Origin of the sequence: Methylobacillus flagellatus KT, assembly GCF_000013705.1 — a bacterium.
Lineage (GTDB): Bacteria > Pseudomonadota > Gammaproteobacteria > Burkholderiales > Methylophilaceae > Methylobacillus > Methylobacillus flagellatus.
Genome location: NC_007947.1, coordinates 1,480,857 through 1,493,688 on the forward strand (window position 1 = coordinate 1,480,857; position 12,832 = coordinate 1,493,688).

Below are 12,832 nucleotides of genomic sequence, written 5' to 3' on the forward strand. Positions count from 1 at the left end.
ATGCCGGGGTAGAATAGGCGGCTCGACCGTCCTTCAGCCTGCCTTGCTCCAGTTATGCCATCCATCAAGCTATTACCAGATCAATTAATCAGCCAGATCGCTGCGGGCGAAGTGGTCGAGCGACCCGCTTCCGCGCTCAAGGAGATCCTGGAAAATAGCTTGGATGCGGGAAGTACTGATGTTGCCGTGGCATTGCAAGCCGGGGGCATCAAGCAGATCAAGGTCACCGATAACGGCGGTGGCATTGCGCGTGACGAGCTCCGCCTAGCCCTGACCCGGCATGCCACCAGCAAGATTGCCAGCCTGGAAGACCTGGAATGTGTCGCTAGCCTGGGGTTCCGTGGCGAGGCGCTGGCAAGTATCGCTGCGATTTCCCGTACCCAGATCACCAGCTACCATCCTGATGAAAGGCATGCCTGGCGCATTGCTTCCGAAGGCTCTTTCCTGACCGATATCGAGCCCGCTGCTTTGGATGCCGGCACCATCGTGGATATCCAGGACCTTTATTTCAATACGCCTGCACGGCGAAAATTCCTCAAGACCGAGAATACCGAATTCGGCCATTGCGAAGAAGCTTTCCGCCGCATTGCGCTGTCGTGCCCAGATGTGAATATGCTGCTGCAGCACAACGGTCGTGCCGTGGCGCGGCTGGCTGCAGGCAGCGCGGATAAGCGTTTCGAGGACATCCTGGGGCAGGAATTTGCCGCCGAGGCGTTTTACCTCGACGAGGTGGCCGCAGGTCTCAGAGTGTGGGGCATGGCGGCCAAGCCGACATTTTCGCGCCATGCGCGTGATACGCAGTATGTCTATGTCAATGGCAGGTTCGTGCGCGACAAATTGATCAGCCATGCCATCCGCCAGGCCTATCAAGATGTGCTGCATCACGATCGCCACCCGGCGTTCGTCCTCTTCCTCGAGCTTGATCCTGCGCTGGTGGATGTCAACGTCCATCCGAGTAAGACCGAGGTGCGCTTCCGCGATGGGCAATCGGTCCATCGCTTCATTTTTCACGCACTCCATAAATCCTTGGCAACCCCGGTGGGCCTGCCTGGCTCCTTGATGCCGGGCCTTGCCACAGGCGAAAAAGCGGCGGCACCGGCCCAGGCCCCTAGTTACCCGCGCTTCCAAAGCAACATCGATCTTCGCGCCAGCGAGGCGTCCGGTGGCTTTTACCAGGCTTTGTTCGGCAATTTGTCACAGGTGCCACAGCGTCAAGCGGAGTCTGCCGATGACGTCATCACGGCGCAGTCGACTTCCGTTGCAACTGCGATGGGGGAGGGGGGGCAGGTAGAGGTGGAGGATTTTCCGCTGGGATTTGCCGTGGCGCAGATCCATGGCGTATATATCCTTGCCCAGAACAAGCTGGGGCTGATCGTCGTGGACATGCATGCCGCGCATGAGCGCATCATGTACGAAAAGCTCAAGAATGCGCTGGATGCCAGTCGTGTCGCCATGCAGCCATTGCTGCTACCGGTCAGCTTCCAGGCCGACCGCCTCGAGGTGGCAACGGTAGAGGAGCAGCAGGCGCTTGCTGAAAACGGCCTGGCCCAGCTCGGGTTCGATATCGCCGTGCTGTCACCCACGACGTTGGCCGTAAGGGCCATTCCCGTCATGCTCAAGGACGCCGATGCCGTTGCTCTGGCGCGGGACGTGCTTGCGGACTTGCGGCAGTACGGCGCCAGCCGCGCATTTACAGAGCGGCGCAATGCACTGCTCGGGACCATGGCTTGCCATGCTGCGGTCAGGGCCAACCGCACCCTCACCATTCCCGAGATGAACGCGCTGTTGCGCGACATGGAAGCCACCGAGCGTTCTGGGCAATGCAACCATGGCCGGCCGACCTGGTTCCAGATGACCATGGGCGAGCTGGACAAGATGTTCATGCGCGGCAAGTAGCCTGCAGCCCCAATCAATGCTGTGCTGAATATGCTCATTTCCCAACCTCCCGCCATTTTCCTCATGGGGCCGACTGCTAGTGGCAAGACCGGGCTTGCAGTGGAGCTGGTACAGGCCATGCCGCTGGAAATCATCAGTGTGGATTCGGCCCTGGTCTACCAGGACATGGACATCGGCACGGCCAAGCCCGGACAGGAGGTATTGCAGCGCGCGCCGCATCATTTGATCGATGTGATCGACCCAATGCAGGTCTATTCTGCCGCGCAATTCCGCGAGGATGCCTTGCGCTTGATGGCTGACATCACTGCCAGGGGTAAAGCGCCGTTGTTGGTCGGCGGCACCATGCTTTATTTCCGCACATTGGAGCAAGGCCTGGGCGGCTTGCCAGAGGCAGATGCCCAAGTACGCGCCGAACTGGACAGGGAGGCTGCGAAAATAGGCTGGCCGGGCATGCATGCGAAGCTTGCCGCCATCGACCCGGAAACCGCCGCCCGCTTGCAGCCTGCGGATTCGCAACGCATACAGCGCGCGCTGGAAGTGTACCGCCTGACCGGGAAGAGCATGACGGCCCTGCACCGGCAGCAGGCTGCCGAAATCTTGCCTTACCGCCTGCTCAAGATCGCGCTGCAACCCTCAGACCGTTCCGTGTTGCATGCGCGGATCGCTGAGCGCTTCGTCGCCATGATGAAGGGCGGACTGCTGGAAGAGGTGCAGGGGCTGCTGAAAAAATACCCCGGCCTACACCCGGACATGACCTCCATGCGCTGCGTGGGCTACAGGCAAACACTGGAATACCTAGCGGGCAATATTGATGATGAGGCATGGAAGGCGCAAGGCATCGCCGCCACGCGCCAACTTGCCAAACGTCAGCTCACCTGGCTGCGGGGCATGGACGATACACTGGTGCTGGATTGCCTGGAGCAGGATGTATACGGCCAGGCGCAACGCGCGATCAGCGGCTTTCTGTCAGCCGTCTAGGAGGCGACACACAGCTGATGAATACGCTCGGCTGCTTCGACGCACTCAGCCAGCGATGCGACCAAGGCAATGCGAATGAAGCCTTGGCCTGGATTGACTCCATGCGCCTCGCGCGCGAGGAAGCTGCCTGGCAGTACCGTCACGTTGTATTCGCGGTATAGCTTCAGTGCAAACTCGGTGTCAGCCTGGCCGGTATACGCCCACAGGTAAAAAGCCGCATCAGGCATTTGGACATCCAGCACATCTTGCAACAACGGCGTGACGGCGGCGAATTTCTCTGCATACAGGCGTCGGTTTTCCACTACATGCACTTCATCCTGCCAGGCTGCGATACTGGCTGCCTGCACTGCCGGGTTCATGGCGCACCCGTGGTAGGTGCGGTAGAGCAGGAATTTCTCCAGCAGCTTGGCATCCCCCGCGACAAAACCCGAGCGCATGCCCGGCACGTTGGAGCGTTTCGACAGCGAACTGAATACCACCAGGCGGCTGTAGTCGCGTCCGAGCAGACGCGCAGCCTGCAAGGCCCCCAGTGGCGGGTCGGCCTCATCGAAATAAATTTCCGAATAGCACTCGTCCGCGGCAATCACGAAGCCGTAACGGTCTGAAAAAGCGAAGATCTCCTTCCACTGCTCGATCGACAGTACCTTGCCGGATGGGTTGCCGGGCGAGCACACATATAACAACTGTGTGCGTTGCAGGACACTTTCCGGCACGGCGTCAAGCGCCATGCTGAAATCATTGCCGGGCAGGGTATTGAGGAAATAGGGTTCTGCTCCTGCTAGGAGTGCCGCACCTTCGTATATCTGGTAGAAAGGGTTGGGGCTGATGACGACAGGCTGTGGCAGGCTGCTGTCGACCACGGTTTGCGCGAAGGCAAACAAGGCCTCGCGGCTGCCATTGACCGGGATGATCTCGGTATCCGGGTTGGGGGCAGGAACTTGGTAACGTTGAGCGATCCAGCCGGAAATCGTCTCGCGCAACCTGGCTGTGCCGATGGTCGTGGGGTAGGTGGCGAGGCCGGACAAGTTCTCGGCCAGCGCCGAGGAAATCAGGGTCGGCGTGGGATGTTTGGGCTCCCCGATCGATAAATTGATCGGCGCGTATTCCGGGTTGGGGACAGTGCCAGCGAACAAATCGCGCAGGCGCTGGAAAGGATAAGGCTGCAGTTTGTAGAGGTCGGGATTCATAGGGGCATTATAAACCCTGGCGTGCTTAGGCAGTAGCGCTCACTGTGCCCAGACAGGCTAGGCGCCGAATTCCCCCTTGGCGCTTTCTTGGGTAAACCTGATCCTGAGGGACAGGTCGTTGCGTGAATCGGCGCTTGCGAGCGCATTGTCTTCCGAGATGGCGCCCTGGTTGAAGAGATCGAACAGGGATTGGTCGAAGGTGCGCATGCCGATGTCCTGGTTGTTGGCCATGGCTTCCTTCACTTCATCGAGCTTGGATTTGAGGATAAGCTCGGCAATGTAGGGCGTATTGATGAGGACTTCAGTGGCGACGACACGCTTGGCCTTGATGCCGGGCACCAGGCGCTGGGAAATGATGGCCGCCAGGTTCAGCGCCAGGCTGAGCTGGATGCTTTGCTTGCTGTCCGGCGGGAAGAACGACAGGATGCGTTCCAGTGCTTGGTTGGCGTTATTGGCATGCAGTGTGGCCAGGCATAGGTGGCCAGTCTCGGAATAGGCGATCGCGTGCTTCATGGTTTCCATGTCGCGGATCTCGCCGATGAGAATGACATCGGGCGCCTGCCGCATGGCATTCTTGAGGCCGTTCTCGAAGCTCAGGGTGTCGATGCCGACTTCACGCTGGTCCACGACGGATTTCTTGTGGTCGTGAATAAACTCGATGGGGTCTTCCAGGGTCAGGATATGACCGTCGCGGCTGGCGTTGCGGTGGTCGATCATGGAGGCCAGTGTCGTTGACTTGCCGGAGCCGGTCGCGCCCACCACCAGAATCAGTCCACGCTGGCGCATGATGAGCTCGTTCAATACAGGGGGTAATCCCAGGCTTTGCAGGCTGGGGATGACATGCTTGATATGGCGGACCACCATGGCGACTTCCCCGCGCTGGCGGAAGACATTGATGCGGAAGCGGCCAAGCCCATGCAGGCTGAGGGCGAAATTCATCTCCAGCGTCCGCTCGAACTCCTGTTGCTGAGCTGGAGACATCAAGGCATAGGCGATTTCCTTCACCATGCCTGGTGCCATGACCTGGGCATTGATGGGGACGGTCTGGCCCTCGATATCGATATGGATGGCTGTCCCGGTACTGAAGAACAGGTCGGAACCGTTTTTCTCGACCATGAACTTGAGGATGGGGGTGATATCGATTGCAGCCATGTCGCCTTCCTGATTTTTGTTTGCAACTACTTTATCACAAGGCATTGAAGCCATGCTGGTGCGTACACGGCTTCGCAGTGCTGCGTGCGCACCAACTCGAGGCATGATGCGGCAAACATCCGCCATACCGCGCTTGAACGCTGGTTGACAAGGCAGGTTTGTGTGCTTGTGGACAAGACTGGCAGGGCCATCATGCGAAAAACAGGTATAAAGCGTCATGGCGTCTCGCCGCTGGCATAAGGATTGCATTGCTCCAGGCACAAGCCCCACTTTTCCTACGAGCAGGCCATGCAGCTTCATATCAAACTCCCGAACAGACCTTTGCCGCCAGTCTTGGAAACACATGTTTCCCAAAGCGCTGCACCAGTAGTCCTCGCATTCTCTTGCCGGGATGACGAGGAGCTCCTGCATACCCTCGACAAGCTGTCACGGCAATATACCGAGCCTGTCCTCGAGGAGGCTTATGCATGGTACGGGCCGGAAGGCAACCAGAATATCGAGGTCCTGATGTCCGGTGTCATGCCGTTCAATACCTTCTATGCCCGCAAGCGGCACCCCTGGCTGCTGGACGACCTGAGCCTATATGTGGAAATGCATTTCCAGCCCATCGTGGATTTCACCCAGAACGGCAAGATTTTCGGCTACGAGGCCTTGTGCCGCCTGCGTGACCCGGGTGGTAACCTGCTGAATGGCGAAGATGCGTTCCGGCTTGCCAGGCAGGTGAACCGTGCTGTCGAGCTTGACCTGGTATGCCAGGATCTTGCCCTGGCAGGCAAGGCCAGGGCCATTCCCGATGGTGCTCCCTTGTTCATCAATGTGCTGCCCCAGACCATCATGCGCGAGGGCTGGCTGTCAGCAATGCTGAAGGCAATCGACCGCCATGGCATCGATCACCGGGACGTGGTGATCGAAGTCGTCGAGAGCGAGGATGTATCTCCTCGCTTGCTTGCCAAGCACTGCGACGTAATCCGTACCCAGGGGCTGCGCATTGCGCTCGACGACATGGGCTCGGGTTTCAATGGCCTCAGTACACTGGCCGTGGTGAAGGCGGACTTCATCAAGATCGACCGGGCGATTGTCCATGAAGCACAAGGCAGCCGAGTGCGTACCGTGTTACTGGAAGCTATCGTTTCCATGGCGCAGCGCCTGGGGTGCACGATTGTGGCCGAGGGTCTGGAGCGCGTGGAGGACATTACTTATTGCCAGGATCTCGGCCTGATGTATGCGCAAGGATTCTATTTTGCCAAGCCGGAAGCCGTGCCGGCACAAATGGTGACAGCCTTGCCGGCAAGGGACGAGTCCCATCGCTCCATCCCCGACGAGTTCCGCATCAATGAGTTCGTCAGCCGGGGCGTCACCGTCGAGGTCAATACACCGATAGACCAGGCCAGGAGGATATTCATTGAAAACCCAGACCTGGCTTGTGCCGTGGTGCTTGACAATCTGCGGCCCATCGGCCTACTGAAGCGCGGCAAGGTATTCACCCACCGCAATGATGCCCTGGGCAACTATTGCGACCCGTTGCCGCGCATGATCACTACTCGCATGCCTTCTTCTGCGCTGGCGCGCGGTCTTTACCTGGAGCGTGGCGAAATCGAACCCTGGATCATGGTCAGCGAGGATGGCGTCTATATCGGCATTGTGCATCCGCTGGAAATCATGTCACAGATCATTAGCCGCAAGACCAGTTCAGGCAACCTGCATCCGTTGAGCCACCTCACCACGGGCCCCACCCTGCGCCAGTCGCTGGATATCAGCTTGCGCAACAACCCGAGCACGCAACTGGTGTATATCGACCTGGACCATTTCAAGGCTTATAACGACCGTTATGGCTTCATCCGGGGCGATGCCATGATTCGCCTGCTGTCGGAGATTGTGCGCCAGGAGTTCAATCATCGCGCCGGTGTACTGGTCGGCCATATCGGCGGGGATGATTTCGTCCTGATCCTGGACCATGAGGATCCCGGCCTGGTCGATTTGCTATTGAAGGTGGTAAGCCACTTCCAGGCCCTGGCTGTGCATCTATACGACAGCAGCGACCTGGAGCGGGGCTTCTTCACCACGGAGGACGGCAAGGACCATCCTGTCGCCAGTGTTTCCATTGCGGTCGTCAACGGCAGCCAAGGGCGCATCTCCAATAGCGTGGCAGCAGCAGAGCGTGCCGCGACACTCAAGAAAATCGGCAAGTCCAACATCGGCAGCATCATCGTGGTGGAGTCCGATCCGCCGCAATTGGTCATCCCCCGTAGTGACGAATACATCAACTGGCAATCGCGCGCCCTCAATGCGCTCAAGATACTGCAGACCATGCCGCGCAGTGCCGATGCGCATTGCCTGGATAGTTGCTTCGCAGATTACCCCTTCTTCGAAGTGATATTCGAGCTCAACCCGGATGGCAGCCAGCGCTTCGCGAACTGGATCAACCCCAATATGTACGGCAGGATCAAGGCTGGCGGGGCAGGGGCTGACCGCAGTCTGCAAGCCTACTACACGGCCGTGCGCGATTCCCTCAATCCCTATATCTCAAGTATTTACCTATCTACGGCAACAGAAGACTTCTGTCTCACGGTGTCTTTGCCCCTGTTCGATGCCGATGGCAGGTTGAGCAGCATCCTGGTGGCCGATATCAATATCGCCGCCATGGCAATGCTGAGCGGCCTGCCTGCAGAGGCTGAAGCGCCTAGGCTTGCTTCTGCCGATGCAGCCTGAGATAGAGCGCCTCGAGATCTCGGGTGAAGCGCTCGGTATCGAACAGCGCCGAGTGGTGGCGCGCGTCCATCAGCTTGTCTCGATAGTTTCGCAATTTTTCCGGGTCATGGGCGAGTTGCCGCGCCAATGTCTCGTAGGCAAACAGATCAGTCGTCACCAGTTCTTTCAGCCCCACTGCCTGCAGCAGGCTTGCGGCTACGCGGCTGGCAAAGGCGTCGCCGCTGCAAGTGATGAGCGGCACTCCCATCCACAAGGCGTCGCTTGCCGTGGTGTGGGCATTGTAGGGTAGCGTATCGAGGAATAGGTCGGCATGGGCATGCCGGGCAAGATGTTGGTCCATCGGGACCCTGGGGGCGAAAACCAGCCGCGAAGCGGCAACCCCATGGTGTTCTGCTGCCTGCCTCAGGTTGTTGCAGGCGTTTGAGTGGCCTTCCAGCAGCCATAGCACACTGCCGGGAGTGGCCTGGAGCAGCCGCATCCAACAGGAAAATACTTCTGGCGTGATTTTAAAGCTCTGGTTGAAGCAGCAATACACGAATGCATCTTCCGGAATGCCGCAGGAGGCGCGGCTGGGCGAAGGTGCTACTGGCCGTTGGCGGTCGTTGGGCTGGTAGGAATGCGGCAGCAATGCCAGCTGCTCTGCATAATGATGTTGCTCGGTTTCAGGCGTGATGATGGCGTCGCTGATCAGGTAGTCGACGAACGGCGCCCCCATGGTGCCGGGAAACCCTAGCCATGATGCCTGTATCGGCGCAGGGCGGAATGCCAGTATGCCGCTACGGCTGGACTGGGTATAGCCGGTGAGGTCAACCAGGATGTCCACCTTGTCGGCATGTATTCGCGCTGCAGCGGCCTGCAGCGGCAGCGGACGGATATCGACGAAATGATCCACGGCCTGCTGCAAGCGCAAACGCGCCGATGTGCGGTCATCTGGCCCATAGGAATAAGCGCTGATCGTGAAATGCTCCCTGTCGTGCAATTCCAGCATCTCGGTAACCAGAGAAGCAAGCGGATGCAGCCTGAAATCGCAGGACAAGTAGCCGATATGCAGCTTGTCGCCTGCCTGGGGCCTTGCCCGGGAGGGTGCGGGCTGCGTTAGAGGCGTTACGGAGAGCAACCGGCCATGCCGGTTGGTTGTCCAGTTCCGCGCACACTTCAGCTGCTCTGCAGGTGTAGTACCCGGCATGGCAAGAAAGGCAAATGGCGATACCTGGGCTTCAGGGATCTGGCTGACCCAGCGCCGGATCTCGGCAATATCGGCGTCGAGGTGCCGCCAGTCACACAAGTGTTGCCGCTGGTGCACCAGGTGTACCCGAGCGTGGTAGAGCGCTGGGTTGATCGCCAGCGCTCGTTCATAGCAGGCGATGGCTTCAGGGAGCTGCTGTAGCTCGCGCAATACGTTGCCGAGGTTATTGTGTGCATCCGCATCATCTGGGGAGATGGCGAGCGCGCGACGGTAGCATTCCGCAGCCTGGGCAGCCTGGCCTTGTTCGCGCAAGGCATTGCCCAGGTTGTAATGCCAGGCGCCATTGCCTGGCTGCAGTGCAATGAGGTCGCGGAAGTGCTGCTCTGCCTCGGCGAAATGGCCAGCCTGCTGCGCCCGGTTGCCGAGGGCCTGCAAGACGCTGCATAGGCCGGCCTGGATATCGGTATCCTGCGGTGCGCGTTGTCTGGCCTCCAGATAAGCCGTCCTTGCCGCAGCAAGGTCACCTGCTGCATGTTGGGCTGCGCCCAGGTTCTGCCAGAGATCGCTGTCGCCAGGCGCCAATGCCAGGCCTTGACGGAAATGATGAATGGCGGCGTCGAGTTGGCCGCAGGCACGTAGGGCCAGCCCAAGGTTGTTGTGCTGGTCGGCATTGCCGGGATTGAAGCGGATCGCATTGCTGATCAACTCGACCGCCTGCTGGGGTCGGCCTGACTGGTAGCAAAGCACTCCATAATAATGCAAGCCGACGGCATGCCTGGGAGCGATGGTCAGCAATTCCTGGTAGTGCTGTTCTGCCTGTTTCAGTTGTCCGCGCCGGTGCGCATCAAGGGCTGAGTGGAGTAGCTGATCTGGATTCATGCCCTGCATTAAACCATATTCGCCTCATCGGCGCAGGGGATGGCAGGCCAGGCCGCGCACCAGGCGCTTCAGTCCCAGTTTGCGCAATACGAAGCGGTTGGGGTCGAGGACGGCTAGCAGTTCGCTATCGACCGGGGCAGGCTCGTGGTGGATGGCGCAGGCCAGCATTTCCGCCGCGATGGGGGCGGTGGTGAGCCCCTTGGAACCATGGCCGGTATTGACGTACAGGCCCGGCAGCCACGGTAGGCTGGAAGCCGGGTCGGCAGTGTAACGCGGCGGCCTGGCCTCCAGCAGGGCGGCATCCAGGACAGGGCCCACCAATGGCAGGTAATCCACGCTGGTGCAGCGGACGGCGGCACGTCCTGTTGGCGCTTGAGGCATCAGGGTATCGTATAGCGAAGGTGCCATGTGCTTGAGCATGTCCAGGTTCTGCGCGTGCTCTTCATCCCGCACGGATGTCGTCGTATCTCCTGGAACAAAAGTCGCTCCGAGGCAATAGGCGCCATCGATCAAGGGACTGATATAGCCATCCGTGCACAGCAGGGCATGCAATACCGGGGCCCCGTCGACATGGTGAAGCCGACTGATCTGCCCGCGCACCTGTTCCAGAGGCAAGTGGCGGGATTGAACAAAGCTGGCAGCCTGCGCGGCATTAGCGATGACGACGATATCCGCCTCGTCCAGTAATTGTTCTCCGGTCCATACCTGCCAGGCGTTGCCGTGCTGGCTGAGCCCAGTGACGCGCGTGGCAAGTGTCCGTGTGATGTTGGCATGGCCGGCGAGCGCTTCGCAATAAGCCCGCGGCCTGACCCAGCCGGCTTCGGGAAAGTACAGTGCGCCGTATTGCAACGCTATGCCCGCAATATTGCCGGCCTGTTCCTGATCGACCCAATGCAGCAGTTCAGGCGGAAAGCCCTGTGCAGCGATGGTCTGGCAACGCTCCAGCTCGCGTTGGTCGAAAGCCAGTTGCAACATGCCGCAACGCGCATGGGCGGTGGCATCCAGGCCAAGCTGCTGCAACAGGCGCAGGCTATGCAAGTAACCCGCGAGCGAAAGGCGGCCCAATGGCACATCCTTGCGCGCCAATTTGGGATAAAGCACGCCTACAGGGTTGCCGGAAGCGTGCTGTGCCAGTGCCGGCTCCTGCTCGACCAGGTTCACTTGCCAGCCGCGCTCTGCGAGCATGTGGCTGCTGGCGGTGCCGGCAATACCGCCGCCGATGACGACGGCGCGTCCGGCCCGCATCGCGGGGCGTTCATTTAGCGTGAAGCGTCCGCACAGCATGTCGCGCTTGCGCCCGTGCCCGGCGACCTTGTGCACCTCGAACCCGGCCGCCTGCAGCCCGCGCTTGACGATGCCTGCGCTGGTGAACGTGGCAAAAGTAGTGTGCTTGTGCGAGAAAGCCGCCATGTTGTCGAACAGCGCCTCCTGCCACATTTCCGGGTTGCGCGAGGGCGCAAAGCCATCCAGAAACCAGGCGTCGGCATGACTGCTTAATTGCGGCAGCAATGCGAGCACATCACCAACCAATAACGTCAGTTGCACGCGCCCCTGGCAAAACACCAGCCTTTGCCAGCCCGGGACGATTTGGTGATATTGCGCCAGCAAAGCCGTGCTGTATTGCCTTAATTCCGGCCACAACGCCAATGCGCGAGCGAGGTCGGCATGGCTGAGCGGGAATTTCTCGATACTGACGAAGTGTAGTCGCACATGTGAAGGTGCGGTGTGCTCCCACATTTGCCAGGCGCAGAGGAAGTTGAGCCCGGTGCCGAAACCGGTCTCGACGATGGTGAATGCGTCCTGCTGCATGGTCTGCCAGCGTTCCGCAAGCTGGTTGTGGCGGAGAAACACATGGCGCGTTTCTTCCAGCCCGCTTTCGCGCGAGAAATACACATCGCCGAAATGCGCCGAATAGGGCTGGCCTTCGTGCCATTCCAGCGATGCTTGGGAGAATGGAGGTATGGACATATTCTTTTTTGATCGGCTTTATTATAATATTTCGTTATATTTTGGTAAAAATAATGAAGTCATCGTCAACCTGGCATCCTTCCAAAGAGAACACATCATCATGAAATCCATCGTCTTGCGCCTGGCCTTGTCCTTGAGCCTGGTATTCAGCCTAGCCGTGCATGCGGACCCGGCACGTGTCGCGGCGGCAGCCGACCTCAAGTTTGTCCTCGAGGAACTTGCCCAGGCATTCGAGAAACAGGGAGGGGGAAAGCCTGCCGTCACTTATGGTTCATCCGGCGCCATCACGGCGCAAATCAGTAACGGTGCTCCCTTTGAGCTCTTCCTTTCCGCGGATGAGGAATATGTTGCCAGGCTCAATAGCGGCGGCTTTACCCGCGACGAAGGCGTATTGTACGCTACCGGCCATCTGGTCATCGTTGCCCCCAAGCAATCTGCATTGGAGGTTGACGCCGAACTCAAAGGATTGCAGGCTGCCTTGAAGGCTGGCAAACTGCAACGCTTTGCCATTGCCAACCCCGAGCATGCCCCATATGGTCGCAGGGCGGTCGAGGTGCTGAAGCATGCGGGCATCTGGGACCAGATACAGCCCAAGCTGGTGCTAGGGGAAAATGTGGCACAGGCAGCCCAGTTTGCAACCAGTGGTTCGACCGACGGCGGTATTGTGGCGCTGTCGCTGGTGAAATCGCCTCAATTGGCCAATACCGTGAAATATGCAGAAATCCCTGAAAGCTGGCACAGTCCGCAACGCCAGCGTATGGTATTGCTCAAGAATTCTGGTGAAAACGCCAAGGCATTCTATGACTTCCTGCAGCAGCCTGCGGCACGCCAAGTATTCCGTCGCTACGGCTTTGTCCTGCCCGGCGAATAAGCTCTG

8 protein-coding genes are annotated in these 12,832 nt (G+C 59.3%); 4 read left to right on the forward strand and 4 right to left on the reverse strand.

Annotation, left to right across the window (positions count from 1 at the left end):
* The first annotated feature begins 54 nt into the window (after positions 1-54).
* Both mutL and miaA read left to right on the forward strand, forming a co-directional pair.
* Positions 55-1,896 (forward strand): DNA mismatch repair endonuclease MutL, encoded by a 1,842-nt coding sequence (gene mutL, locus MFLA_RS07075; RefSeq protein ID WP_011479606.1) that lies wholly within the window; start codon positions 55-57, stop codon positions 1,894-1,896.
* Between the two features lie 30 nt (positions 1,897-1,926).
* Positions 1,927-2,874: a tRNA (adenosine(37)-N6)-dimethylallyltransferase MiaA gene (miaA, locus tag MFLA_RS07080; RefSeq protein WP_011479607.1), complete on the forward strand. Its 948-nt coding sequence runs from the start codon at positions 1,927-1,929 to the stop codon at positions 2,872-2,874.
* On the opposite strand, the gene dapC is transcribed toward miaA, so the two are convergent.
* Complete coding sequence (gene dapC, locus MFLA_RS07085; RefSeq protein WP_011479608.1) at positions 2,871-4,061, reverse strand: succinyldiaminopimelate transaminase; 1,191 nt, start codon at positions 4,059-4,061, stop codon at positions 2,871-2,873. The genes miaA and dapC overlap by 4 nt on opposite strands.
* A 57-nt stretch (positions 4,062-4,118) precedes the next feature.
* The gene (locus MFLA_RS07090) at positions 4,119-5,213 is read right to left on the reverse strand and encodes a PilT/PilU family type 4a pilus ATPase (RefSeq protein ID WP_011479609.1); all 1,095 of its coding nucleotides are present in this window, start codon (positions 5,211-5,213) and stop codon (positions 4,119-4,121) included.
* Positions 5,214-5,501: 288 nt separating this feature from the next.
* On the opposite strand from MFLA_RS07090, the gene MFLA_RS07095 reads away from it, so the two are divergent.
* Positions 5,502-7,922, forward strand: a complete 2,421-nt coding sequence (locus MFLA_RS07095) for an EAL domain-containing protein (protein ID WP_011479610.1) — start codon at positions 5,502-5,504, stop codon at positions 7,920-7,922.
* Here MFLA_RS07095 and MFLA_RS07100 read toward each other — a convergent pair.
* Both MFLA_RS07100 and mnmC read right to left on the reverse strand, forming a co-directional pair.
* Positions 7,894-9,987, reverse strand: a complete 2,094-nt coding sequence (locus tag MFLA_RS07100) for a tetratricopeptide repeat protein (protein WP_048811902.1) — start codon at positions 9,985-9,987, stop codon at positions 7,894-7,896. The two genes, MFLA_RS07095 and MFLA_RS07100, sit on opposite strands and share 29 nt — an antisense overlap.
* Positions 9,988-10,011: 24 nt before the next feature.
* Entirely contained in the window at positions 10,012-11,955 is a 1,944-nt protein-coding gene (gene mnmC / locus MFLA_RS07105; protein WP_048811615.1) for a bifunctional tRNA (5-methylaminomethyl-2-thiouridine)(34)-methyltransferase MnmD/FAD-dependent 5-carboxymethylaminomethyl-2-thiouridine(34) oxidoreductase MnmC, read from the reverse strand.
* Between the two features lie 100 nt (positions 11,956-12,055).
* On the opposite strand from mnmC, the gene modA reads away from it, so the two are divergent.
* Positions 12,056-12,826 (forward strand): molybdate ABC transporter substrate-binding protein, encoded by a 771-nt coding sequence (gene modA, locus MFLA_RS07110; protein WP_011479613.1) that lies wholly within the window; start codon positions 12,056-12,058, stop codon positions 12,824-12,826.
* Positions 12,827-12,832 lie beyond the last annotated feature (6 nt).